The sequence below is a fragment of the Streptomyces sp. NPDC005374 genome, assembly GCF_042872225.1.
GTDB lineage: Bacteria > Actinomycetota > Actinomycetes > Streptomycetales > Streptomycetaceae > Streptomyces.
The window spans coordinates 566981-591437 of the sequence record NZ_JBIAKA010000001.1; the positions used below are offsets into that span (position 1 = coordinate 566981).

27 protein-coding genes are annotated in these 24457 nt (G+C 69.8%); 12 read left to right on the forward strand and 15 right to left on the reverse strand.

The features are described from left to right. Positions 1-2 precede the first annotated feature (2 nt). Positions 3-740, reverse strand: coding sequence for a SigE family RNA polymerase sigma factor (locus ACFYRX_RS02700; protein WP_389095954.1), 738 nt, complete (start codon positions 738-740; stop codon positions 3-5). Between the two features lie 254 nt (positions 741-994). Between ACFYRX_RS02700 and afsQ1 the strand changes: the two genes are divergently transcribed. The 5 genes from afsQ1 (at position 995) to ACFYRX_RS02725 (ending at position 4783) form a co-directional block, all read left to right on the forward strand. Beyond that, entirely contained in the window at positions 995-1672 is a 678-nt protein-coding gene (gene afsQ1, locus ACFYRX_RS02705; RefSeq protein WP_046261189.1) for a two-component system response regulator AfsQ1, read from the forward strand. Further along, positions 1669-3249: an ATP-binding protein gene (locus tag ACFYRX_RS02710; protein ID WP_389095956.1), complete on the forward strand. Its 1581-nt coding sequence runs from the start codon at positions 1669-1671 to the stop codon at positions 3247-3249. Before afsQ1 ends, ACFYRX_RS02710 begins: the two co-directional genes overlap by 4 nt. Then, positions 3246-3845 (forward strand): hypothetical protein, encoded by a 600-nt coding sequence (locus ACFYRX_RS02715; RefSeq protein ID WP_389095957.1) that lies wholly within the window; start codon positions 3246-3248, stop codon positions 3843-3845. The genes ACFYRX_RS02710 and ACFYRX_RS02715 overlap by 4 nt, the downstream gene beginning before the upstream one ends. 93 nt (positions 3846-3938) lie before the next feature. Continuing rightward, positions 3939-4490, forward strand: coding sequence for a VanZ family protein (locus tag ACFYRX_RS02720; protein WP_389095959.1), 552 nt, complete (start codon positions 3939-3941; stop codon positions 4488-4490). Between the two features lie 92 nt (positions 4491-4582). Beyond that, entirely contained in the window at positions 4583-4783 is a 201-nt protein-coding gene (locus ACFYRX_RS02725) for a PspC domain-containing protein (protein WP_037718826.1), read from the forward strand. 84 nt (positions 4784-4867) lie between these two features. On the opposite strand, the gene ACFYRX_RS02730 is transcribed toward ACFYRX_RS02725, so the two are convergent. Further along, positions 4868-5227: an ATP-binding protein gene (locus ACFYRX_RS02730; RefSeq protein ID WP_389095961.1), complete on the reverse strand. Its 360-nt coding sequence runs from the start codon at positions 5225-5227 to the stop codon at positions 4868-4870. A gap of 137 nt (positions 5228-5364) precedes the next feature. Next, entirely contained in the window at positions 5365-6528 is a 1164-nt protein-coding gene (locus ACFYRX_RS02735) for an adenosine deaminase (protein WP_389095963.1), read from the reverse strand. Positions 6529-6641: 113 nt separating this feature from the next. On the opposite strand from ACFYRX_RS02735, the gene ACFYRX_RS02740 reads away from it, so the two are divergent. Continuing rightward, on the forward strand, positions 6642-7397 hold the full coding sequence (locus ACFYRX_RS02740; protein WP_389095965.1) for a dienelactone hydrolase family protein: 756 nt from the start codon (positions 6642-6644) through the stop codon (positions 7395-7397). 102 nt (positions 7398-7499) lie between these two features. Here ACFYRX_RS02740 and ACFYRX_RS02745 read toward each other — a convergent pair whose 3' ends face one another. Continuing rightward, positions 7500-8450 carry a LysR family transcriptional regulator gene (locus tag ACFYRX_RS02745; protein WP_389095966.1) on the reverse strand — a complete coding sequence of 317 codons (951 nt, stop codon included), beginning with the start codon at positions 8448-8450 and terminating at the stop codon, positions 7500-7502. A 64-nt stretch (positions 8451-8514) separates the two neighbouring features. On the opposite strand from ACFYRX_RS02745, the gene ACFYRX_RS02750 reads away from it, so the two are divergent. Further along, positions 8515-9792, forward strand: coding sequence for an MFS transporter (locus ACFYRX_RS02750; protein ID WP_389095968.1), 1278 nt, complete (start codon positions 8515-8517; stop codon positions 9790-9792). 289 nt (positions 9793-10081) lie between these two features. Beyond that, entirely contained in the window at positions 10082-11095 is a 1014-nt protein-coding gene (locus ACFYRX_RS02755) for a sigma-70 family RNA polymerase sigma factor (protein ID WP_389095970.1), read from the forward strand. Here the strand turns inward: ACFYRX_RS02755 and ACFYRX_RS02760 are convergent. After that, the gene (locus ACFYRX_RS02760; protein ID WP_389095972.1) at positions 10979-11365 is read right to left on the reverse strand and encodes an STAS domain-containing protein; all 387 of its coding nucleotides are present in this window, start codon (positions 11363-11365) and stop codon (positions 10979-10981) included. The two genes, ACFYRX_RS02755 and ACFYRX_RS02760, sit on opposite strands and share 117 nt — an antisense overlap. A gap of 130 nt (positions 11366-11495) precedes the next feature. Here ACFYRX_RS02760 and ACFYRX_RS02765 point away from each other — a divergent pair, with 130 nt between their 5' ends. After that, a complete protein-coding gene (locus ACFYRX_RS02765; protein ID WP_389095974.1) occupies positions 11496-12419 on the forward strand; it encodes an AEC family transporter in 924 nt (307 codons plus the stop codon). Between the two features lies 1 nt (position 12420). On the opposite strand, the gene ACFYRX_RS02770 is transcribed toward ACFYRX_RS02765, so the two are convergent. The 8 genes from ACFYRX_RS02770 to ACFYRX_RS02805 all read right to left on the reverse strand — a co-directional run bounded on the left by ACFYRX_RS02770 (position 12421) and on the right by ACFYRX_RS02805 (position 21560). Next, positions 12421-13005, reverse strand: coding sequence for a Uma2 family endonuclease (locus ACFYRX_RS02770; RefSeq protein WP_389095976.1), 585 nt, complete (start codon positions 13003-13005; stop codon positions 12421-12423). 95 nt (positions 13006-13100) lie between these two features. After that, on the reverse strand, positions 13101-14378 hold the full coding sequence (locus tag ACFYRX_RS02775; protein ID WP_389095978.1) for a thymidine phosphorylase: 1278 nt from the start codon (positions 14376-14378) through the stop codon (positions 13101-13103). Positions 14379-14462: 84 nt separating this feature from the next. After that, a complete protein-coding gene (locus ACFYRX_RS02780) occupies positions 14463-14855 on the reverse strand; it encodes a cytidine deaminase (protein WP_389095980.1) in 393 nt (130 codons plus the stop codon). Continuing rightward, entirely contained in the window at positions 14852-16138 is a 1287-nt protein-coding gene (locus ACFYRX_RS02785; protein WP_389095982.1) for an ABC transporter permease, read from the reverse strand. Before ACFYRX_RS02785 ends, ACFYRX_RS02780 begins: the two co-directional genes overlap by 4 nt. Next, on the reverse strand, positions 16138-17265 hold the full coding sequence (locus ACFYRX_RS02790) for an ABC transporter permease (protein ID WP_389095983.1): 1128 nt from the start codon (positions 17263-17265) through the stop codon (positions 16138-16140). Before ACFYRX_RS02790 ends, ACFYRX_RS02785 begins: the two co-directional genes overlap by 1 nt. After that, positions 17262-18821 (reverse strand): ABC transporter ATP-binding protein, encoded by a 1560-nt coding sequence (locus tag ACFYRX_RS02795; RefSeq protein WP_389096910.1) that lies wholly within the window; start codon positions 18819-18821, stop codon positions 17262-17264. Before ACFYRX_RS02795 ends, ACFYRX_RS02790 begins: the two co-directional genes overlap by 4 nt. Before the next feature lie 168 nt (positions 18822-18989). Continuing rightward, positions 18990-20051: a BMP family protein gene (locus ACFYRX_RS02800; RefSeq protein WP_389095985.1), complete on the reverse strand. Its 1062-nt coding sequence runs from the start codon at positions 20049-20051 to the stop codon at positions 18990-18992. Between the two features lie 288 nt (positions 20052-20339). Then, a complete protein-coding gene (locus ACFYRX_RS02805; RefSeq protein ID WP_389095987.1) occupies positions 20340-21560 on the reverse strand; it encodes a M20 family metallopeptidase in 1221 nt (406 codons plus the stop codon). A gap of 346 nt (positions 21561-21906) precedes the next feature. Between ACFYRX_RS02805 and ACFYRX_RS02810 the strand changes: the two genes are divergently transcribed. Beyond that, positions 21907-22104 carry a hypothetical protein gene (locus tag ACFYRX_RS02810; protein WP_389095988.1) on the forward strand — a complete coding sequence of 66 codons (198 nt, stop codon included), beginning with the start codon at positions 21907-21909 and terminating at the stop codon, positions 22102-22104. Here ACFYRX_RS02810 and ACFYRX_RS02815 read toward each other — a convergent pair. Further along, the gene (locus ACFYRX_RS02815) at positions 22101-22502 is read right to left on the reverse strand and encodes an ATP-binding protein (protein WP_389095990.1); all 402 of its coding nucleotides are present in this window, start codon (positions 22500-22502) and stop codon (positions 22101-22103) included. The genes ACFYRX_RS02810 and ACFYRX_RS02815 overlap by 4 nt on opposite strands. Positions 22503-22725: 223 nt before the next feature. Between ACFYRX_RS02815 and ACFYRX_RS02820 the strand changes: the two genes are divergently transcribed. Both ACFYRX_RS02820 and ACFYRX_RS02825 read left to right on the forward strand, forming a co-directional pair. Beyond that, a complete protein-coding gene (locus ACFYRX_RS02820; RefSeq protein ID WP_389095992.1) occupies positions 22726-23577 on the forward strand; it encodes a helix-turn-helix domain-containing protein in 852 nt (283 codons plus the stop codon). An 8-nt stretch (positions 23578-23585) separates the two neighbouring features. Continuing rightward, on the forward strand, positions 23586-23765 hold the full coding sequence (locus tag ACFYRX_RS02825; protein WP_389095994.1) for a DUF397 domain-containing protein: 180 nt from the start codon (positions 23586-23588) through the stop codon (positions 23763-23765). Between the two features lie 152 nt (positions 23766-23917). Here ACFYRX_RS02825 and ACFYRX_RS02830 read toward each other — a convergent pair whose 3' ends face one another. Continuing rightward, positions 23918-24448, reverse strand: a complete 531-nt coding sequence (locus tag ACFYRX_RS02830; RefSeq protein ID WP_389095995.1) for a hypothetical protein — start codon at positions 24446-24448, stop codon at positions 23918-23920. Between the last annotated feature and the right edge of the window lie 9 nt (positions 24449-24457).

Sequence of the window (24457 nt, forward strand, 5' to 3'; positions counted from 1 at the left end):
CCTCAGGCGACGAGCTCCCCGAAGGCGTTCTCCTCGTCACGGCCGAAGCTGAGGACGTCGTCCTCGCGCAGCCGGCGGAGTGACCGCCAGATGCTGGACTTCACCGTGCCGACACTGATGTCGAGGATCTCCGCGATCTCCGGGTCGGTGCGGCCCTCGTAGTAACGAAGGACCAGCATCGTGCGCTGGAGTTCGGGGAGCCGGGCGAGCGCCTGCCACAGGACCGCGCGCAGTTCGGTGCCGCGCATCGCGTCCGTGTCGCCGGGCGTCTCCGGCAGTTCCTCGGTCGGGTACTCGTTCAGCTTGCGGCGGCGCCACGCGCTGATGTGCAGGTTGGTCATGGTGCGGCGGAGGTAGCCCCCGACCGCGGCCTTGTCACTGATCCGGTCCCACGCCCGGTAGGTCGAGAACAGCGCGCTCTGCAGCAGGTCCTCGGCCTCGAAGCGGTCCCCGGTCAGGTGGTACGCGGTGGCGTACAGGGAGGCGCGACGCTCCTGGACGTAGGCGGTGAACTCCGCCTCCGACAGCGAACGGCGCTCCCCCGTGCCCTCCCTGTACGACGATCCCCCGTGCGATTCCCCCGTGAAGGTGTCAACCACCGACATGTACCCGGTGTGCTGACGCCCGGTGCCGCGAGCGCACCCCCGCCCGCTTGCGGCACCGGACTTCTCGGAACCCCGGGTCACGTCGTGCAGCCGCGTGACCACTGCGCTGGTGCTGGTGCTGTGCAGCGTGTTCATCTCGCGCCCCCCGTCGTGGACTTACCGGTGTTCGGCTTGCTCAGGTGCCGGTCCGCCGCTGGTGTTCCGCGGTGCTTCCTTGCCTGTGCCGAGAACTCTGCCGCCGCCACTTCATCGCTGTGTCCGCCGACTGTCACAGACCTGTCACAGGGGTCCGTCCCAGGAATTGCACAGGGGAGGCATTGATGAATGCCGTAGGCACTGCCGTGGCCCACAGGTCGAACAGCACCCCCTCCATGGGCCAGAATGAGCCCGTGCCTTCCCTGTTGCTGATCGAGGACGACGACGCCATCCGTACGGCCCTGGAGCTGTCCCTTACGCGCCAGGGTCACCGGGTTGCCACCGCTGCCACCGGTGAGGACGGCCTGAAACTGCTCCGTGAGCAGCGGCCGGACCTGATCGTGCTGGACGTGATGCTGCCCGGCATCGACGGGTTCGAGGTGTGCCGGCGCATCCGGCGCACGGACCAGTTGCCGATCATTCTGCTGACCGCGCGCAGCGACGACATCGACATCGTCGTCGGGCTGGAGTCCGGCGCCGACGACTATGTCGTCAAGCCGATCCAGGGCCGGGTGCTGGACGCCCGGATCCGGGCCGTGCTGCGCCGCGGGGAACGCGAGTCGACCGACGCGGCGAGCTTCGGCTCCCTGGTCATCGACCGCGCGGCGATGACCGTCACGAAGAACGGCGAGGACCTCCAACTCACCCCGACCGAGTTGAGGTTGCTCCTGGAGCTGAGCCGCAGGCCCGGCCAGGCGCTGTCCCGCCAGCAGTTGCTGCGGCTGGTGTGGGAGCACGACTACCTCGGTGACTCCCGCCTGGTGGACGCCTGTGTGCAGCGGCTGCGCGCCAAGGTCGAGGACGTGCCCTCGTCCCCGACGCTGATCCGTACCGTGCGGGGTGTGGGCTACCGGCTGGACACGCCTCAGTGACCGAAGCGCAGGGCGGGGTCCGCGACTGGTTCGCGGCTCGCAGGGGTGTGTGGTCACGGCTGCGTTTCACCAGTCTGCGGCTGCGTCTGGTGGTGGTGTTCGGCCTGGTGGCGCTGACCGCCGCCGTGTCCGCGTCCGGGATCGCGTACTGGCTCAACCGCGAGGCGGTGCTCACCCGCGCCCAGGACGCGGTGCTGCGGGACTTCCAGCAGGAGATGCAGAACCGCGCGGGCGCGCTGCCCGAGGACCCCACGCAGGACGAACTCCAGCAGGCGGCCGGGCAGATGGCGGGCAGCAGCCAGCGCTTCAGCGTGCTGCTCGTCGCCGACGACGCCAAGGGCCGGACGGTGTACGGCAATTCGGGCGCCCTGGACGGTTTCACACTCCAGGACGTGCCGGTGTCGCTGCGCGAGGCGGTGAACGAGAAGCAGCCCGTCGACTCCGCCAACAAGTACGCCTACCACCTGTACTGGCAGCGGATCGTCAACCACGACACCCCGTACCTGGTCGCCGGTACGAGGGTGATCGGGGGCGGGCCGACCGGGTACATGCTCAAGTCCCTGGAGCCGGAGGCCAAGGACCTCAACTCCCTTGCCTGGTCGCTGGGTATCGCCACCGGGCTCGCCCTGATCGGCTCCGCGCTGCTCGCGCAGGCCGCCGCGACGACCGTACTGAAGCCGGTGCACCGGCTCGGGGTCGCCGCGCGCCGGCTCGGCGAGGGCAGGCTGGACACCCGGCTGCGGGTGTCCGGCACGGACGAACTCGCGGATCTGTCACGGACGTTCAACTACGCGGCCGAGGCGCTGGAGAAACGGGTCGACGACATGGCCGCGCGTGACAACGCGTCCCGGCGGTTCGTCGCGGACATGAGCCACGAGCTGCGTACGCCGCTCACCGCGATCACCGCGGTGACGGACATCCTGGAGGAGGAGCTGGAGGCGGAGACCGGGTCGGTGGACCCGATGATCGAGCCCGCCGTGCGCCTGGTGGTCAGTGAGACGCGCCGCCTCAACGACCTCGTCGAGAACCTCATGGAGGTCACCCGCTTCGACGCGGGCACGGCCCGCCTCGTCCTGGACGACGTGGACGTGGTCGACCAGATCACCGCGTGCATCGACGCGCGGGCGTGGCTGGACGCGGTGGACCTGGACGCCGAGCGCGGCATCCACGCCCGTCTGGACCCGCGCCGCCTCGACGTCATCCTGGCCAACCTGATCGGCAACGCCCTCAAGCACGGCGGCTCCCCGGTGCGGGTCTCGGTGCGGGCCGCGGCCGACGAGGTCGTCATCGGGGTGCGCGACCACGGCCCCGGCATCCCCGAGGACGTCCTCCCGCATGTGTTCGACCGCTTCTACAAGGCCAGCGCCTCCCGTCCCCGCTCCGAGGGCAGCGGCCTCGGCCTCTCGATCGCCCTGGAGAACGCCCACATCCACGGCGGCGAGATCACCGCGGCGAACTCCCCCGAGGGGGGCGCCGTGTTCACCCTCCGCATCCCCCAGGACGCCTCGGAACTGGCCGAGGAACTCCTGGCGGCCAAGAAGGACCACGACGGTTCGAAGAAGGGGGACGCCCTATGAACGCACGACGGCTGCTCGCGCTCCCCGCTCTCGCCCTCCTGCTCGCCGGGTGCGGGATCCGTTCCACGGAGGTGCCCACCGACTTCGGGCCCGCGCCCTCCCGGGTGCGGTGTTCGCTGTCCGAGCCCGATGTGGCGGCGCAGGCCTCGCAGGGGCTGGCCGTGCAGGTGTTCCTGCTGTGCGGGGCGTCCCTGGTGGCCGTGGACCGGACCTTGCGGGTGCCGGACGGCACGGCGGACTCCGAGCGGCGGGTGCTGGTCGCGCAGGGGCTCCTCGACCAGCTCGCCGAGTCCCCGTCGGCCCCCGAGCGCGAGGCCGGCTACCAGACGTACGTCCGTGGCGCCACGACCGTGAGCGGGCCGCGCCCCAAGGACCCCGAGGACACGCTCCGGCTGAGCACCCCGCCCACCGAGCTGTCCGCGTACGCCCTCGCCCAGCTCGTGTGCACGTTCTCCGACTCGGCCGCGGCCGAGGGCGACGGTTCCGTCATCCTCGGCGGCCCCGCCACCACACTGCGCCGCTACGAGTGCACGGACCAGGTCCGCTCCCGGCCGGGCAGCACCCAGCCCCCGTCGCGTGAGGTGACGGGCGGCTGACGCGGGGCTGACCGCCATGTGTGGCGCAGACCTCACCCAGGTACCTCGGGGTGTTCCGGAACCGTTCGTGGCGGGCGTGGCGTCTTGGGGGGCGTGCAGCGTCAAGGCTTCGTCGGCGGCAGTGCCGCCCTTCGCGTCCGTGTGGCAGGAGGTGCCCTCCTGGTCGCACACCTCGCGTTCGTCGCCTGGTTCACGCTGCGGCCCCTGGACGTGCCCTGGGTCGTCCCCCCCAATCTGCACCCGCTCGCCGGTATCCGTGCCGACCTCGCCCTGGGCGGGCAGGAGGCTGCACGCCGGATCGGTGCGGGCCTCGCGCTGCTGGCTCCGCTCGGTTTCCTGATCCCGATGGCGCACGGCAGGCTCCACGTCTCCCCGCTCGGCTCCCTGATCCGTACGTCCGCCGCGGGTGCCCTGATCTCCCTGGGCATCGCGCTGCTGCAGACCGGGGTCCCCGGCCAGGTCCTCGACATCGACTCGCTGCTCCTGAACACCGCGGGCGTGGCCCTCGCGCACGTCGTGGTGGTGCCGACGGCACGGCACTGGCTCCGCCGCGGGTCGGAGCGCCGTCGGCGGACCGCCGTCCGCCAGGAGGAGCCGGCTCAGGGTCTGACCCCGACGATTCCCAGGGTCGGGGTCGCACCGTAGAGCGACGCTTTGTGGCGTTCGTCTCCGTAGCGTTGAAGTCAGTTGGAGAGGGTCACCCGGACCCGACCACCGACGCTCACGAAGGAGCCGCAATGTCCCGCCTCGCCCGCCCCACCAACGGCCGCATGATCGGCGGAGTGTGTGCCGCGCTGGCACGGCGCTTCGGCACCTCCGCGACCACGATGCGCGTGATCTTCCTGGTGTCCTGTCTGCTGCCGGGTCCGCAGTTCCTGCTCTACATCGCGCTGTGGATCCTGTTCCCCTCGGAGGAGAAGGCGCAGGCCGCCTGGTAACCCTCCCCCGCACACGTACGCCGGTGGGGCGCACCCCGTGATCTCGGGGTGCGCCCCACCGGCGCGTGCGAGGAGCGGTACGACTCAGCCGAGCGGCAGGCCGTTCACGCCGGTGCCGGCGCCGCCGGGCAGGAGCTTGCCGACCGGCAGGCCGCCGAGGAGACCGGCGACGGGCGCGGTCGGGCCGTCGGCGAGGACCTTCTGTGCGGCGGGCTGCGCGGCGGCGAGACCCGCACCGAGGGCCGGCTGGGCCTGCGCCAGCGCCTCACCGGCACCCGGCAGCGCCTTGGTGACGTTCTCGGTGGGGAGCCCGTGGCTGACGGAGCCGAGCGCCTGGGTGGCGTCCGGGACTGCCGGAGCGGCGTTCGCGGCACCCGCGCCGACGGCGGCGAAGGCGGCACCGAGGGCGGCGACACCGAGGGTCTTGGCAGCAGACTGCTTCATGAAATGCGTCCTCGAAATGGGGTTTACGGGGATGAGCGGTCCACGACCGTAAACACGTGGACCCGCCCGCCGCAAACATCGAAATGCGGACGGATTGTGAACACCCGCCCGTATTCCGTGCCGCCGGATTTCCCCGGTCAGTCGCCCTCGGCCACAGAACCGCTGGTGGAAGCGGTCTGCTGGAACAGCCATTCGGACTTCAGCTCGGCATATCCGGGCTTGATGACGTCATTGATCATCGCGAGTCGTTCATCGAAAGGAATGAACGCTGATTTCATCGCATTGACGGAGAACCACTGGAGATCATCGAGCGTATAGCCGAACGCCTCGACAAGATGCTCGAATTCCCGGCTCATGCTGGTCCCCGACATCAGCCGGTTGTCGGTGTTCACGGTCGCCCGGAAGTGCAGCCGCCGCAGCAGCCCGATGGGGTGCTCGGCGTACGAGGACGCGGCCCCGGTCTGGAGGTTGGAACTGGGGCACAGCTCCAGCGGGATCCGCTTGTCGCGGACGTAGGAGGCGAGCCGGCCGAGCTTGACCGTGCCGTCCTCGTGGACCTGGATGTCGTCGATGATGCGCACACCGTGCCCGAGCCGGTCGGCGCCGCACCACTGCAGGGCCTGCCAGATGGACGGCAGCCCGAACGCCTCACCGGCGTGGATGGTGAAGTGGTTGTTCTCGCGCTTGAGGTACTCGAAGGCGTCGAGGTGCCGGGTGGGCGGGTATCCGGCCTCGGCGCCGGCGATGTCGAAGCCCACGACCCCCAGGTCCCTGTACCGGTTGGCGAGTTCGGCGATCTCCAGGGCACGGGCCGCGTGCCGCATCGCGGTGAGCAGTGCGCCGACGCGGATGCGGTGTCCGTTCGCCCTGGCCCTTCGTTCGCCTTCCCGGAAGCCCTCGTTGACGGCCTCGACGACCTCTTCGAGGGTCAGGCCCTTTTCGAGATGCTGTTCGGGGGCGTACCGCACCTCCGCGTAGACGACGCCGTCCTCGGCGAGGTCCTCGGCGCACTCGGCGGCGACCCGCACGAGTGCCTCGCGGGTCTGCATGACCCCGACGGTGTGCGAGAAGGTCTCCAGGTACCGCTCCAGCGAACCGGAGTCGGCGGCCTCGCGGAACCAGACGCCCAGCCGGTCCGCGTCGGTCTCGGGGAGCCCGCTGTACCCGGACTCCCGGGCGAGGTCGACGATCGTGCCGGGGCGCAGCCCGCCGTCGAGGTGATCGTGCAGCAGAACCTTGGGTGCTCGGCGGATCTGGTCCGAGCTCGGGGCGCTCCCCGTCCGGTCAGTCTGGCTCGTCATTTCCGCACTCTAACGCCTACGCGCGTAGATCGCCCGCTGTACGAATCCGCCGATACGTAACGGTGACCGCCCCGCCCCGTGTCGTCCACCCGGGCTTCTGACACTGTTCTGTCATGGCACAGCAAGCGACGCCGGTTCGCAGCGCCCGACTGGGCAGGAAACTCGGCCCGGAGCCGGCGGCGGTGAGCGGGGTGGTGCTGCTCCTTCCGGGCGGTGGCGAAACCTCTCTGCGCAAGCCCTCCTCGGTACGACTCCCCTCCGCCATAAGGGCGTTGGGACGCAGGCTGACCCGGGCAGGACACAAGGACGGGCTCGCGGCGCACGTCGTGCACTACCGCTACCGGGGCTGGAACGGCAGCGAGGCGCATCTCGCGCAGGACGCGACCTGGGCCGCGGACGAGGTCGTACGGCGATACGGCGACGTCCCCGTGGCTCTGGTCGGTGTCGGCATGGGTGCGCGGGCCGCGCTGCGGGCGGGCGGGCACGAGGCCGTCAACTCCGTGGTGGCGATCGCTCCTTGGCTGCCCGAGGAGGACGTGGCGGCGACACCCGAACCGGTGAAGCAGCTCGTGGGGCGCCGGGTCCTGCTCGTGCACGGGACGAACGACCAGCGGACCGATCCCGAGTTGTCGTTCCGGCTGGCGTCCCGGGCGAAGAAGGCGAACCGCGAGGTGTGCCGGTTCGAAGTGCACTCCGACGGACACGCGTTGCACCAGTACCGGGCCGAAGTGCAGGCGCTGACCGAGGACTTCGTGATGGGAGCGCTGTTCGGACGGGCACTGTCCCGGCCGGTGCGGGACGCCCTGGCCGCGCCACCGCCGCTGGGGCTGCGGATGCCGCTCGCTTCCGGGTTCGGGCGCAGCCGGTAGGCCGGCCGGGGCAGCGGGTTCACGAACCTGTCGTCACCCCCACACCGCAACCGGCGGCAACCCACCCGTCACCAGGTTGACCAACCTCCCTGGGCAGTACACCTAGGGCAGCAGGTTGCCCCTTCTCGACAGCAGGAACTTCTTGAAGGCGGCCACCGGGGGTGTGTCCGGGTGGCCGTCCAGCCAGGCGACGCCGATCTCCCGTACGGCCCTCGGGGCCGTGACCGTCAGTTCCGCAACGCCCGGGCGGGGGAAGGCGGGTGGGGGCAGCAGCGCGACTCCCAGCCCCGCCGCCACCAGGCCCCGCAGTGTCTCCGCCTCCTCGCCCTCGAAGGCGATCCGCGGCTTGAACCCGGCCTCCTGGCACAGGTCGTCGGTGATGCGGCGCAGTCCGTAACCCGGCTCCAGGGTCACGAAGGACTCGTCGGCGGCCTCGGCCAGGCGTACCCGCCTGCGGGCGGCGAGACGGTGGTCGGCGGGGACCACGAGCCGCAGCTTCTGTTCGTCGAGGCGGCGGGCGACCAGGTCGGGGGCGTCCGGGACCGGGGACGTCAGACAGAGGTCCAGCTCCCCGGCCCGCAGCCGCTCGATCATCGCCTCGCCGTAGTTCTGGACCAGGCTGAAACGGACGCGGGGGTGGTCGGCGCGGAAGGCCCGGACGAGACCCGGGACCGTTTCCGAACCCATGGTGTGCAGGAAGCCGAAGGCGACCTTGCCGGTGGCCGGGTCGGCGTCCGCGCGGACCTCGTCGGCGGCGCGCCCGATCTCGGCGAGGGCCCGTTCGACGGAGGCGAGGAAGGTGCGGCCGGCGGGGGTGAGGGAGACGGTGCGGCCGATCCGTGCGAACAGGTCCACGCCCAGATCCTGTTCCAGGCGGACCATCGCGCGGGAGAGCGTCGACTGGGGTACGTCCATCTCCTGCGCGGCACGGGTGACGTGCTCGGTGCGGGCCACCCCGGCGAAGTAGGCGAGCCGCGGCGCCAGCGCCATCACCATGTCTTCTGTGTCACTGGACGGTGACAGACGAGCCTGTGACCTCTGCTGATGCTCCATGGGAACGATTATGGCGAATCCGTGCATTGGACGGATGAGCGGAGCCGTACGTAACTTCGAGGACATGCCTGCCAGTACCGAGGCGTCCACCCGCGTGGGCGCCGACCCCGTTGTCCCTGCCGCCTCCTCCGTCACCGACTCCCGGCTGACCCCGGGCGGCCCCGGCTACCGCCGGATGAGCTTCGCCCTCTTCCTCGCCGGTGTCGCGACCTTCGCGCTGCTGTACTCCACCCAGGCCCTCCTCCCGCTGATCTCCGGCGAGTTCGGGGTGGCGGCGAGCGACGCGAGCTGGACCGTGGCGGCGGCGACCGGCGGACTGGCGCTGTTCGTGCTGCCGATGAGCGCCCTCTCCGAGCGCTTCGGACGCCGTACGGTCATGACGGCCTCGCTGGGGGTCGCGGTGGCGGTGGGTGTCCTGGTCCCCTTCGCGCCCTCGCTGCCCGCGCTGGTCGCGCTGCGGGCCGTGCAGGGGGCGGCCCTGGCCGGGCTGCCGGCCTCGGCGACGGCGTATCTCGCCGAGGAGGTCCGCCCCAAGGCCCTGGTCACGGCGATCGGCCTGTTCGTCGCCGGGAACAGCGTCGGCGGGATGAGCGGCCGGGTCATCACCGGCTGGGTCGCCCAGGAGTGGGGCTGGCGGGTGGCCGTGGGAGTCATCGGCGCGATCGCGGTGGCCTGCGCGGTGGCGTTCCGTCTGCTGCTCCCGGCACCGAAGCACTTCGTCGCGGGCTCGCTGCGGCCCGGCGTGCTGCTCGGCACGGTCCGCGGACACCTGGCCGACCCGCTGCTGCGCCGCCTCTACGCCATCGGCGCCCTGTTCATGACGGTCTTCGGCGGCGTCTACACGGTGATCGGCTACCGCCTGACCGAGGCGCCCTTCTCACTCCCCCAGGGCATCATCGGCTCGATCTTCCTGGTCTACCTGGTGGGCACCGTGTCCGCGTCGACGGCGGGGCGCCTCGTCGGGCGCCTGGGCCGCCGGGGCGCGCTGTACGCGGCGGGCGGTACGACGGCGACGGGGCTGCTCGTGTCCCTGTCCGGCTCCCTGTGGCTGGTCCTGCTCGGCCTGGTCCTGATCACCGGCGGGTTCTTCGCGGGGCACGCGGTGGCGTCCTCGGCGGTCAGCAAGACGGCCACGCACGGGCGCGCCCAGGCTTCGGCGCTCTACCAGTCCGCGTACTACATCGGCTCCAGTGCGGGCAGCACCGTCGGTGCGGTCGCGTTCCACGCGGGTGGCTGGGGCGGGACCGTCGGGGTCGGACTGCTGGCGGTCCTCGGCGTGGTGTCGATCACCGTGCTCGGCACGCGTGCGGCGAGGGTCGAACGGCGGCTCGCCACGGCTTGAGCGGGCCGATGTTTTTCGCCCCCGCCGCCCCTTCCCGTCCCGTCCTTCGGGGGCTCCGCCCCCGGCCCCCGCTCCTCAAACGCCGGAGGGGCTATTCGTAGCCCGTCCGGCGTTTGAGGACGAGGCCCCTTCAGGGCCGATGGGGGTCTGGGGGCGCAGCCCCCAGGGACAGGACCGGGGCTGAGCTGCAGGTTTGTTCACTCGGCACGCCATTGTCAGACCCCTGCGGTAGCTTCCAAGTACTGGGCGCAAAGGCGCGACACAGCACGGCCACAGGGGTGGGTGGACGATGGACGGTACGGCGACGACAACAGACCTCGACATCAGGCTCGAGAAGCACCGCACCGAGCTGACGGGGTACTGCTACCGCATGCTCGGTTCCTCCTTCGAGGCCGAGGACGCCGTGCAGGACACGATGGTGCGGGCGTGGCGGAGCTACGAGAAGTTCGAGGGCCGTTCCAGCCTGCGCTCGTGGCTGTACCGGATCGCGACGAACGTCTGCCTGGACATGCTGACAGCGGGCAACAAGCGCGCCCGTCCGATGGACCTCTCGGAGTCGACGCCCCTCGCCCAGGCCGCGCTCTCCCCCCGCCCGGACCACACCTGGCTGGAGCCGATGCCGGACAACCGCATCCTGCCCACCGTCGAGGACCCGGCGGACGCGGCGGTCGCGAAGGAGACCGTGCGGCTCGCGTTCATGGCCGCCCTTCAGCAGCTGCCGCCCAAGCAGCGCGCGGTGCTGATCCTGCGTGAGGTGCTGGCCTGGAAGGCGAGCGAGGTCGCCGAGCTGCTCGACACCTCCGTCGCCTCGGTCAACAGCGCCCTGCAGCGGGCCCGCGCCACCCTCGCCGAGCGGGAGCAGCACGGCGCCGACGCGGCCGTGTCCGACCCCTTGGACGAGGAGCAGCAGAAGCTCCTGGAACGCTATGTGAAGGCGTTCGAGGGGTACGACATGACGGCGCTGACGGCCCTCCTCCACGAGGACGCGATCATGTCGATGCCGCCGTTCGACCTGTGGCTGACGGGCCACGAGGACATCGTGGGCTTCATGACCACCCTGGGCGCGGCCTGCGAGGGCTCGCGTCTGCTGCCGGTTCAGGTCAACGGGCTGCCGGGGTTCGCCCAGTACAAGCCGGACCCGGAGAAGGGCGGCTTCACCCCGTGGTCGGTCCAGGTGCTGGAGATCTCAGACGGCCGGCTCACCGGGTTCCACTTCTTCCTCGACACCCAGCGCTGGTTCCCCCTGTTCGGTCTGCCCCTCCACCTCGAAGCGGAGGCCGACGAGATCAAGGAGGGCGTGTAGTCCTGGGTCGGGGTCGCGCAGCCTGATCCGGCCCCCGGCGCGCCGGGCTGCGAGCTGGAGCCGGGCGAGCAGGTCGACGGTCCCGAGCCCGGGCGGCCCGAGCCCGGCGACATCGCACACCACGATCCCGGCGCCGCTCGTCAGCAACAGCGCCCGGACCTCGTCGCTCAGCCCCGCCACCTCGTCCCGGGTGACGGGGCCGGCGAGCACGAGTACGGAGGGTGTCATGGCGTCCACGAGCGGTAGACCGGGCGGGCGGGCGTAACTCATCGGCCGACGCCTCCGGGCGGGCAGGATCACGTTGACCTGGGTGCCGTCTGCCCCCGAGGGTTACCTGTATGCGCCACCCATCAGCACCTCCCCGGATATGCCACGCCCTCTTCACCCCCGGGGAGTCTCCGTGCAGGGGGTGCTGACCGGCTTCGCGGTGATCGCGGTCGTCATCGGGGTGGGCTATCTCATCGGCCTGCGCGGCTACCTCGGCGACCAGGGCCGAGAGGTGCTGACCAAGCTCGCCTTCCATGTGGCGTCCCCGGCCCTGCTGTTCACCACGCTCGCCCGGACCGACCTGTCGGTGATCTTCTCCAGCCGCCTCCTGGTGACCGCGCTCAGCACGGCAGCGGCGGCAGGGGTCTTCGTCGCGGTGGGTGTCGTACGCGGCTGGGGCGTCGGCCGTACGACGATCGGCGCGCTGTGCTCGTCCTACGTCAACTCCGGCAACCTCGGTATCCCGATCGCGGTGTACGTGCTGGGCGACGCGTCGCTGGTGGCGCCGGTGCTGTTGTTCCAGTTGATCGGGGTGACCCCGGTCGCGCTGACGGTTCTCGACCTGGCGTCGGGCGGGGGTGAGAAGAGCCCGTTGTGGCGGCGGCTGCTGACCCCGCTGCGCAATCCGATCGCGCTGGGCTCACTGGCCGGTGTGGCGGTCTCGGCGGCCGGGCTGAAGGTCCCCGCCCCCGTCATGGACCCCCTGACCCTGATCGGCGGCATGTCGGTCCCGGCCGTCCTGCTCGCCTTCGGCATCTCCCTGTGCGGCAGCACACTGCCCGGCCGGGGCCCGGACCGGCAGCTCGTCCTGCTCTCGGTCGCACTGAAGTCGGTGGGACAGCCCGTGGCGGCCTGGGCACTGGCCGCCGGTGTCTTCGGCCTCCACGGAGCCCAACTCCTCGACGTGGTGGTGACATCGGCCCTGCCGGCCGCGCAGAACCTGTACACGTACGCGTCGACCTACGGCGTGGGAGAACGCCTGGCCCGCGACTCGATCCTGGTGTCGACGGTGCTGTCGGTGCCGATGCTGGTGGTCGTGGCGGCGCTGTTGGGGTGAGTCACGTCTCGGGGAATTCGCCGGTGTCGATGACGAGATCGAAGGGCGCCGGGATGGTGAGGAGTTCGCCGAACTTGGCGACGGCCAGGGGGCGATAGACGTCTCCCTGCGGCTCTCCGTAGAGCGTCGCGGTGGGGCCCTCGGGCGCCCAGCGGTCGACGAGGAGGTAGAGCGGGATGCCCGCGGAGGCGTAGGCGGCCGGCTTGCTCACGCGGTCGTGGCGGGCGTTCTTCCTGGAGGTGACCTCTACGACGAGCTCGGCCGCTGCGGCCGGCAGATAGGTCTCCGCCTCGGTGCACTCCTGGATCGGGGCGACCAGGATGTCCGGGATGAACATGCCCAGCCGCGACGGAACGGCGATGGCCTGCGTCTGGAAGACCCCCCAGTCATCGGGGATCACGGAGTACAAGCGACGCTGGATGCGTTCCGCGATCACATTGTGACGCGGCGCCGGAGCAGGTGACACGGTGATGATCCCCTCGATGATCTCCACCTTGCTGCCCTCGGGCCATTCCATCTCCTCCCAGAGCTGGACGAGGTCGTCCCAGCTCTGTCCGGGGTCGTGGCTGACGGTGAGTGCGCTCATGGCGGTCTCCTATCGGTGCGTCACCGAGTCCAGCATGCCGAACGGGACCGGCGGTGGTCCACCGATCCCGTTCACCCGAATGAGGAAACTGCAGGTCAGGCGATGCGCTCCAGCACCACCGGCGACGCCGTGAGCGCCGTACCCGTCGGCGCGATGTCGTAGGAGCCCTCGATCGACTTCAGGGCGTACTCGAAGCGTTCCGGGGTGTCGGTGTGGAGGGTCAGGAGGGGCTGGCCCTCGGTGACCGTGTCGCCGGGCTTGGCGTGCATCTCGACGCCCGCGCCCGCCTGCACCGGGTCCTCCTTGCGGGCCCGGCCCGCGCCGAGGCGCCAGGCGGCGACGCCGGTGCCGTAGGCGTCGAGGCGGGTCAGGACGCCGGAGGCACCCGCCTTGATCACGTGCTGCTCGCGGGCCACCGGGAGCGCCGCGTCCGGGTCGCCGCCCTGGGCCGCGATCATCCGGCGCCACACGTCCATCGCCGAGCCGTCGGCCAGGGCCTTCGCCGGGTCGGCGTCCTTCACACCGGCCGCGTCCAGCATTTCGCGGGCCAGGGCGAGGGTGAGTTCGACCACGTCGGAGGGGCCTCCGCCCGCCAGGACCTCCACCGACTCGCGGATCTCCAGGGCGTTGCCCGCCGTCAGGCCGAGGGGGGTGCTCATGTCCGTCAGGAGCGCGACCGTCTTCACGCCGTGGTCGGTACCCAGGCCCACCATCGTCGAGGCCAGCTCGCGGGCGTCCTCGATGGTCTTCATGAAGGCGCCGGTGCCGACCTTGACGTCCAGGACCAGGGACCCGGTCCCCTCCGCGATCTTCTTCGACATGATCGAGGACGCGATCAGGGGGATCGCCTCGACCGTTCCCGTGACGTCACGGAGGGCGTACAGCTTCTTGTCGGCGGGGGCCAGGCCGTCGCCGGCCGCGCAGATCACCGCGCCGGTGGTGTCGAGGACGTGCAGCATCTCCTCGTTGGACAGCAGCGCGCGCCAGCCGGGGATCGACTCCAGCTTGTCCAGGGTGCCGCCGGTGTGGCCGAGGCCGCGGCCCGAGAGCTGGGGCACGGCCGCGCCGCAGGCCGCCACCAGGGGGGCCAGCGGCAGCGTGATCTTGTCGCCGACGCCGCCGGTGGAGTGCTTGTCGGCGGTCGGGCGGGACAGGGACGAGAAGTCCATGCGCTCGCCGGAGGCGATCATCGCGGCCGTCCAGCGGGCGATCTCACGGCGGTTCATGCCGTTGAGCAGGATCGCCATCGCGAGCGCGGACATCTGCTCGTCGGCGACCTCCCCGCGGGTGTACGCGTCGATGACCCAGTCGATCTGCTCGTCGCTGAGTTCACCGCGGTCCCGCTTGGCGCGGATGACGGAGATGACGTCCATAGCTGTGGCTTTCCTTCCAGAACGTTCAAAGCGACGGCCCCTCCGAGCCGTAGAGATGGCCGACTCGGAGGGGCCGCGCGGGAGTTACTTGGTGAGATGCCCCGGCCCGAAGGCCTGCGGGAGCATCTCCGAGAGCGGCAGGATGCCCGCCGGGGTCTCCATGACCAGGTCGGGTCCGCCGAACTCGTACAGCAGCTGGCGGCAGCGGCCGCAGGGGACGAGGACCTCGCCCCGGCCGTCCACGCACGTGAAGTGGGTGAGGCGGCCGCCCCCCGTGTTCTGCAGCTCCGAGACCAGACCGCACTCGGCGCACAGGCCGACGCCGTAGGAGGCGTTCTCGACGTTGCAGCCGGTGATCGTACGGCCGTCGTCGACGAGGGCGGCCACGCCGACCGGGTAGCCGGAGTAGGGGGCGTACGCCCGGGACATGGCGGCTCGGGCCGCCGTCCGCAGGGCCTCCCAGTCGACGTCCGTCACTTGCCCTGCCCCTTCCGGTAGCGCATGCCGTCGGCCTTGGGCATCCGCAGGCGCTGCGCGGACAGCGACAGCACCAGCAGCGTGACGACGTACGGGGTGGCGCCCACGAAGTCGCTGGGGACCTCGTCGGTGGTCAGGTACCAGACCAGGACCGCCACGGCCACGACCGCGCTGATCACACCCTGGACCAGGGCCTTCTTGTACAGCTTCCAGCCGGCCATCGCGAGGAGCAGCACGAACAGCAGCAGGAGGAGCGCGTGGACGGTCTCGCCGCCGTTGCGCAGCTGCAGTGCGTCGGAGTAGCCGAACAGGCCGGCGCCCATGGCGAGGCCGCCGGGACGCCAGTTGCCGAAGATCATGGCGGCGAGACCGATGTAGCCGCGTCCGCCGGTCTGGCCCTCGAGGTAGGTGTGCGAGGTGACCAGGGCGAGGAAGGCGCCGCCGAGGCCGGCGAGGCCGCCGGAGACGGCCACGGCCGCGTACTTGTAGCGGTAGACGTTGACGCCGAGGGACTCCGCGGCGATCGGGTTCTCACCGCAGGAGCGCAGGCGCAGACCGAACGGGGTACGCCACAGCAGCCACCAGCTGCCCACGAACAGCGCGAACGCGAGGATGGTCACCACGGACAGGTCGGTGAACAGGCCGCCGAGGATGCCCGCGATGTCGGAGATCAGGAACCAGTGGTGGTTCTCGATGGAGTGCAGTCCGCTCGACAGGCCCGGTACGTCGAAGTTGGGCAGCGAGTCCACGGGCGGGGACTGCTTGGGGTTGGAGCCCGCGTCGGCCGCCTTGCCCTCGGTGAAGAAGAGCTTGGCGAGGTACTGGGTGGCGCCCACCGCGAGCAGGTTGATCGCGACACCGGAGACGATGTGGTCGACGCCGAAGGTGACGGTCGCGACCGCGTGCACCAGGCCGCCGAGGACACCGAAGCCGATGCCGCACAGCAGGCCGAGCCAGGGGTTGGACTGCCAGCCGATCCAGCCGGCGCCGAAGGTGCCGAGGATCATCATGCCTTCGAGGCCGATGTTGACGACACCGGAGCGCTCGGACCACAGACCGGCCAGACCGGCGAGGCCGATCGGCACGGCGAGACTGAGCGCGGCGGAGACCTGGCCCTCGGAGGTGAGCTGGTCGGAGCCGGAGATGACCCGGACCGCGGCGACGAGGAGCAGCGCGCCGGCGACGATCATCAGGATCTGGCCGACCGAACGGCCCGAACGGGAAGGCGCGTTGTCCGCCTTGGGTGCCGCGGGCGGCGGTGTGTCGGTCATCGTGGCAGTCATCACGCCACCTCCTGCTTCTGGGTCGGGGCGGCGGCCTGGGCGGCGAGCTCGGCGCCGACCCGCTGCTGCTGTCGCTTCAGGCCGTAGCGGCGTACGACCTCGTAGGCGATGACGACGCACAGGACGATGACGCCCTGGATGACGCCGAGGATTTCCTTGTCGTAGCCCTCGAACTCGAGGTGGTTGGTGGTGCGTTCCAGGAAGCCCCACAGCAGCGCGCCCAGCGCGATGCCCACCGGGTTGTTGCGGCCGAGCAGCGCGATGGCGATGCCGGTGAAGCCGATGCCGGTCGGGAAGTCGTTGCTGAACTGGTGGCTGTCGTTGAGCAGGGTCGGCATGCCGATGAGACCGGCGACCGCGCCCGAGATGATCATGCTGGTGGCGATCATCTTCTTCACGGACACACCGCTCGCGGCGGCGGCGGACTCGGACTGGCCGACGGTGCGCAGGTCGAAGCCGAACCGGGTGCGGCCCAGCACGAACCAGTACGCGATGCCGACGAGCACGGCGATGACGATGAAGCCCCACAGCTCGCCGGCCGCGCCGGTGTCGATCTGGAAGAAGTACGAGGACGAGGGCAGCGGCTTGGTGGAGACGACCGTGCCGCCCGCCTGGAGCTCGGCGAGCTTTCCGGGCTGGAGCAGGTAGGCGATGATCGCGGTGGCGATCGAGTTGAGCATGATCGTCGAGATGACCTCGCTGACCCCGCGGGTGACCTTGAGGATGCCCGCGATGGCCGCCCAGACGGCGCCGGTGCCCATGGCGCACAGGATGATCAGCGGGATGGAGATCCAGCCGGGCGTGGTCAGCGCGCCGCCGAGGACGGCGGCGAAGAACGCGGCGATCCGGTACTGGCCGTCGACGCCGATGTTGAACAGGTTCATGCGGAAGCCGACGGCCACCGCGACGCCCGCCAGGTAGTACGTCGTCGCCTTGTTGAGGATGTAGACCTGGCTGTCGCTGGCGGTGCCGTAGGTCAGCATGTCGCTGAACGCGGCGCCCGGGTTCTTGCCGGTGGAGAGGATCACCAGGGTGGTGACGACGAGCGCGGCGACGATCGCGAGCAGCGGCGCCGCGATGCCGAGGAGCAGCCGCTCCCTGTCGATGCGTTGGGTCAGCTTGTTCATCGGGCGTCGTCCTCTGCGTGCTCCAGGTGGCCGGTGGCCGCACCCGTCATGGCGGAGCCCAGCTCCTCGGGGGTGATGGTGGCGGGGTCGGCGTCGGCGACCAGGCGGCCGCGGTACATCACCCGCAGGGTGTCGGAGAGGCCGATGAGCTCGTCCAGGTCTGCGGAGATCAGCAGCACGGCCAGGCCCTCGCGGCGGGCCTCGCGGATGTGGTCCCAGATCGCGGCCTGCGCGCCGACGTCCACACCGCGGGTGGGGTGGGCGGCGATGAGCAGCTTGGGCGCGTGGCTCATCTCGCGGCCGACGATCAGCTTCTGCTGGTTGCCGCCGGAGAGGGAGGCGGCGGTGACGTCGATGCCGGGGGTGCGGACGTCGTACGCCTCGATGATGCGCTCGGTGTCGGTGCGGGCCGCCTTGATGTCGAGGAGCTGGCCGCGGGAGTTGGGCTTCTCGGTGACGTGGCCGAGGATGCGGTTCTCCCACAGCGGGGCCTCGAGGAGCAGGCCGTGGCGGTGGCGGTCCTCGGGGATGTAGCCGACGCCGGCCTCGCGGCGGTGGCGGGTGGGGGCGTGGGAGAGGTCGGTGTCGCCGAGCGTGATGACGCCGGCGTCCGGGTCGCGGATGCCCATGATCGCCTCGACCAGTTCGGACTGGCCGTTGCCCTCCACGCCGGCGATGCCGAGGACCTCGCCCTTGTGGATGGTGAAGGTGATGTCGTCGAGGATGATCCGCTCGACACCGTCGAGGTCGGTCTGGGCCAGGCGCAGTCCGTCCAGCTTCAGCAGCGGGACGTCGGTGACCGTGGACTCCTCGGTTTCCGGCGTGGGCAGTTCGCTGCCGACCATCAGTTCGGCGAGCTGCTTGGTGGTGGTGCCGGCCGGCTCGACCGTGCCGACGGTGGTGCCGCGGCGGATGACGGTGATCTCGTCGGCCACGGACAGGACTTCGCCCAGCTTGTGGGAGATGAAGATGACCGTGAGGCCTTCGGCCTTCATGCCGCGCAGGTTGTCGAAGAGGGCGTCGACCTCCTGCGGCACGAGGACGGCGGTGGGCTCGTCCAGGATGAGGGTCTTGGCGCCGCGGTAGAGGACCTTGAGGATCTCCACGCGCTGGCGGTCGGCGACGCCGAGTTCCTCCAGGAGGACGTCGGGCCGTACGCCCAGGCCGTACGCGTCGGAGACCTCCTTGATCTTCGCGCGGGCCTTGGCGCCGATGCCGTACAGCTTCTCCGCGCCGAGGACGACGTTCTCGAGGACGGTGAGGTTGTCGGCGAGCATGAAGTGCTGGTGCACCATGCCGATGCCGCGGGCGATGGCGTCGGCGGGGTTGTGGAAGGTGACCGTCTCGCCGTTCACCGTGATGGTGCCCTCGTCCGGCTGCTGCATGCCGTAGAGGATCTTCATCAGGGTGGACTTGCCGGCGCCGTTCTCACCGCACAGGGCGTGGACGGTGCCCGTGCGGACGGTGATGTCGATGTCCTTGTTGGCGACGACGCCGGGGAATCGCTTGGTGATGCCGCGCAGTTCGACGGCAGCGGGAGGGCTGGACGCGTTGATGGCGCACTCTCCTCGGGGGAAAGGGGCTGCATAGGGGAGGGCAGGCGTCGGCGACGCTAGCGCGGCAACTCCGTGCTACACGCGTAGAGTTGACACATTGTTATGGCTCGGCGAGAGGGGCGGACACGCCCCCTCCCGCCGAGCCTGGTTCCCGCGGGAACCGTCAGGTCACGGGGTGGTCTTGACCTTGATGGTGCCGTCGACGATCTTCTTCTTCGCGGCGTCCAGCTGCGGCTGGATGTCGTCGATGAAGCCACCGCTGGTGGCCAGGCCGACACCGCCCTTGGCGAGGGAGTACACCTGGTTGCCGGTGAGCGGCTTGCCGTCCTTGACGGACTTGATGAAGTCGTAGACGCCGACGTCGACGTTCTTGACCATCGAGGTGAGGATCGAGTTCTTGTACTTGCTCAGACCCGCGATGTTGTACTGGTCCGAGTCCACGCCGATGGCCCAGGCGCCCTTGACGCCGGAGATGGCCTCGATCGCGCCGTTGCCGGAGGAGCCGGCCGCGGAGTAGATCACGTCGGCGCCGCCGTCGAGCTGGCCGGACGCGGCCTCCTTGCCCTTGTCGGGGCTGGCGAAACCGGAGAAGTCCGAGCCATGGGTCAGGTACTGCACGTCGACCTTGACCGCGGGCTTGGTGTCCTTGACGCCCTGGGCGTAGCCCGCCTCGAACTTCTTGATCAGCGGGGTGTCCACACCACCGATGAAGCCGACGTGGTTCTTCTTGGTCTTCAGAGCCGCGGCGACACCGGCCAGGTAGGAGCCCTGCTCCTCGGTGAACGTGATGCTGTCGACGTTCTTGGCGGTCGCGACCGCGTCGATGAGGCCGAAGTTGACCTTCGGGTACTTGGCGGCGACCTTGTCGACCGAGGTGGCGTAGGAGAAGCCGATGGCGACGATCGGGTTGTAGCCCGCGTCGGCGAGGTCGGTCAGGCGCTGCTCACGGTCGGCCTCGGTGTCGGAGCTCTTGGCGGTCAGCTCCTTGATGGAGCCGCCGAACTCCTTCTCGGCCTTGTCGGCACCGCGCGCGGCGGAGTCGTTGAAGGAACGGTCACCACGGCCGCCGACGTCGTAGGCGAGACCGATCTTGATGCCGCCCTTGCCGCTGTCCGCGGAGGCGGACGACGAGCTGTCGTCCTCGGAGGACGTGCTGCCACAGGCTGTGGCAGTCAGTGCGAGAGCTGCGGTTGCGATACACGCAGCGGAAAGCTTGGCTACCCGGCGCACGGGAGGCTCCTTCACCTGACCTGAGCGCCTTGTCGGCGCTTCATGTGAGCACCATGCCAGTGCCCGGGCCTGGACGCCCCTGCGGCGTCGGCTTCGCGGCATCGTAACGCGCGTAGATGTCGGAAACAGACCTCTTCCGAAGCCGTTATCGATTCGAGGCAAACACCGTCTGAACTGAGGCTCTACGGGCCTCGCACACCGGGATTTCGATGTGCGCACGATTGGCTTACGGGCATGTTGCGCCGGTCGGCGGAACGGCCCCCGAAGAGGCCGTTCGTCACGCCCGGATCACTTCGCGGCGTCCAGCAGGGCCGCCGCCGTGAACAGTTCGACACCGACCGTGATCGCCGACTCGTCGGCGTCGAAGTCGCCCTGGTGGAGATCGCGCACGGTCCGCTCCCCCGGAGTGCGCACCCCGAGCCGCGCCATGGCGCCCGGCACCCGCTCCAGGTACCAGGAGAAGTCCTCGCCGCCGAGGCTCTGCTCGGTGCTCTCCACGGAGTCGGCTCCGCGCCGGGCGGTCATGGCCTCGCGGATCAGCCCGGTGACGTCCGCGTCGTTGACGACGGGCGGGACACCGCGGACGTAGTTGATCTCGGACTTGGCCCCGTGCAGATTGGCGACCTCGTCGATCGCCGCGACGACGATGTCCGGGGCCTGCCGCCAGGTGTCGAGGTCCAGGCAGCGCACGGTCCCGGAGATCTCGGCGTGCTGCGGGATGACGTTGGGGGCGTGCCCCGACTCGATCCGTCCCCAGGTCACGACGAGCCCGGCACGGGTGTCGACCCGCCGGCCGACGACCGCGGGCACGTCGGTGACGACGCGGGCGGCGGCGGTGACGAGGTCGGTCGTCAGATGCGGCCGGGCGGTGTGGCCGCCGGGTCCGTCGAGGGAGATCTCCAGCCGGTCGCAGGCAGAGGTGATCGCACCGGCCTTGAGCCCGATCCGCCCTGCGTCGACCCTCGGGTCGCAGTGCACGGCGAGGATCTTGCCGACGCCCTCCAGCACCCCGCACTCGATGGCGTCCGCGGCACCGCCGGGCAGCACCTCCTCGGCGGGCTGGAACAGCAGCCGCACGGGCCGCGGCAGCAGTCCCCTCTTCTCCAGGTCGGCGAGGACGAGCCCGGCGCCCAGCACCACGGTCGTGTGGACGTCATGCCCGCAGGCGTGCGCCCGATCGGGCACGGTCGACCGGTACGAGCACTCGCTCTTCATGTCGGGGATGGGCAGGCCGTCGATGTCGGCGCGCAGGGCCAGCATGGGCCGCTCGCCGTCCCACTCTCCGATGTCACAGACGAGGCCGGTTCCCACGGCGAGCACCCGGGGCTTCAGCCCGGCCTTCTCCAGCCGCTCCTTGATCGCCGCGGTGGTACGGAACTCCTGGTTGCCGAGCTCCGGGTGCATGTGCAAGTCACGCCGGAACAGCACGAGTTCGGCGTGCAGCTCGTCGCTCAGCGTACCGGGAAGCGCGGCTTCCCCGGGAAGATCGACCTCGGACTCTGGTGACATCAGTTGCTTCACCCTTTTAAGCGTAGGACGCGGGAGTGGCCGACCGACCCTCGATCAACAAAAGTTCAACCCCTGAGGGGAAGAAAATCTGGCCGCTCGACGCATGGGGGTGGATGGAGATGGGTAGGAACCCCGTTTCTCCACGCATACCATGCCTACGCTTTTGCATGCCGATCTGTTCACCTTTCGGAACTCCCCGAAGGCGGAACGGCAACAGAACGGGGCCGGAGTCCCGGAATCATCACCACCGCGCGACGATTCCGCCACGCAGCGCGATCGACCTGCGTGAGCTGGGAAACCTCCCCGCATGAACGCATGCGGATGTGGCGAGGACCAGATTCCCTGGATGCTGACGAAATTCGGCTTCCTGGGCTCGGCGGCGCTGATCCTGGGAGTGCTGATCGTCATGATTGCGGCGGGCTGGCTGCTGTCCTCGCTGGTGTGGCTGGTACGGCGACGGCACGCGGCGGTGTCGCTGGACGAGTCTTCGCCGACGGGCCTGTCGGAGTTCACCTGGACGGAGGAGCCGCCGCGCCCTCACTAGGCCGCGGCCAGCTCGCACCACACGTACTTTCCGCGCTTGCCGCGCCTGGACAGGGGCTGCCACCCCCACAGATCGGCACAGGCCCGCACCAGCGCGAGCCCGCGCCCGTCCTCGGCCAGCACTTCGAACTCCCCTGGCGGATGAAGCGGTTCGGGATCGGCATCCCACGCCCCGATCCGCAACACGCCTGCCGCGTAACGCACCCGCAGGGCGGCCGGCTCCTTGGTGTGCCGTACGGCGTTGGAAACCAGCTCGGTTGCAAGGAGCTCCGCGGTGTCTACCAGGCGGATCAGGCCGTGCATGGTGAGGATGAGGCGGAGGGTGCGGCGGCTGACGGTGACGGCTCGGGGGTCGTTGGGGATGTGGAGGGTGTACTCCCAGGGGGCGGTTTCGGGCATGGGGCAGCTCCGTTGCAGTGATGAGGAACGCAGTAGGCGGGCGGTGGCAATGCCGCAGACGTCATGGCAGGACGGAGCGGTGCGCTTCCGGGATCCCGATGTTCCGCAGGGTGTGCGTCGCGTCACCGACGGTAGACCTTAGTTTTAAGAATCGGCAAGCCGGTCGCGTAATCTGCCCCCGAACGAGTCGTGCTCCCAGGCACGTTGAGCTGAAGGGTGGTCGATGGGGACCAAGCGCGAGCCCACGGCGCGGCAGATGCGTCTGGCGGTCGAGTTGCGCAGGCTCCGCGAGGCGGCAGACCTGAGTGCCCGCGAAGCAGCGGCGCTGCTCGGAGTGAACTCCGTCCAGATCAGTCAGATCGAGTCGGGTGTCTCGGGTGTGAGCGAGAAGCGCCTGCGCCTCCTCGCCGCCAACTACTCCTGCTCGGACAGCGAGTTGATCGACGCCCTGATGGTCATGGCGACCGACCGCAGCCGCGGCTGGTGGGAGGAGTACCGAGGGCGGCTGCCTTCGCCGTTCCTCGATCTCGCGGAGCTGGAGCACCACGCCACGTCCCTGCGGGAGGCTCAGTTCCTGTACATCCCCGGCCCGCTCCAGACGGAGGACTACGCCCGCGCCGTATACGCCTACAGGGTCCCTGAACTCCCCGACGACGAGCTGGAGTTGCGCGTCGAGCACCGAATGCGGCGCAAGGTGCTCCTCGATGGCCCCGCCCCCAAGCCGTACGAAGCCGTGATCCACGAAGCGGCGCTGCGCATCATGGTCAGCAATCGCGCTGCCTCGCGTGCCCAGCTCTCCCGCGTCCTTCAGCTCTCAGAAGCGGACCACGTCACCGTCCGCGTCATCCCCTTCGCCCTGGAGGAGTTCGCAGGTGCGGCGAGCGCCATGGCATATGCGGGAGGAGCGGTACCGAGACTGGACACCGTCGTACGGGACGGTCCTCACGGTGCGGCCTTCATCGATGCCGAAGCCCAGCTCAGCGCCTTTCGAACGCTCTTCCGTAAAGTGGAGGCCGTGTCGCTCGACCCGGAGCGGTCGCGTGACTTCATCCACAGGTTGGCGAAAGAGCTGTGAGGCACCCTATGGACACCCCCGGCAACTGGCGGAAGTCGTCCTACTCAGGCCCCGGCGACGGCGACTCCTGCGTCGAGATCGCGAACTCCCCCACCCACATAGCCATCCGCGACTCCAAGGTCCCGGCCGGCGCCACCCTCACCGTCCCGGCCGAGGCCTTCACCGACTTCCTCGAATCCCTGAAGTGACCACGTCTCGCTGCCAGATGACCGTCACCCAAGGACCGGGGGACCGACCACCCAGTGGAAGAAGTCGCCGTACTCCGGCCACGGCCTTCACCCCCTTCACAAGACGTCGTTTCTTTTGGTGAACGTCCGTTGCTTGCTGCAGTTGTCGATCGCTAGGAGCACTCCTGTTGAAGGGCGGCGAACGCGGTGCTGGCGGAGCCTGAAGGGAACATCTGCAGAACGGAGGCATGGTCCGGCTTCGTGATCACGTAATGCTGCGCAAGGTAGGAGAGGCCACCCCAGGATTCCCGTGTGTGGGCTCGCATCAGGACCTGACCGCATCGCGCACAGACGATCCAAGGCACGAGGACGAGGTCGGCCGGGTCATGGCCGGACTCGGCCAGCGCCGCCTCGGCGCTCCCGCCGTCCAGCTCGATCAACTTCAAGCAGGCGGTCTGGTCGGCCCGACGGCATTGGAGGATCTGTGGTGTGAGGGCCTCTCTCTCGCCCCAGACCTCCGCAAGCACAGACAGTTGGGCTCTGGTCGTCTCGCTGATCGGCGTCTCATGGGCGAGGAGCCCGGAAACGAGCTGGCGAAGCCCCGCCTCTTGTTCCCCGATGTCCCAGCAGTCCTTGACCTCTTGGGCCTCGGCCTCCGGCAGCAAAGCGGCGAGCCGTTCCCAGACAGCAACGTCATCAGTCACCTGACAGAC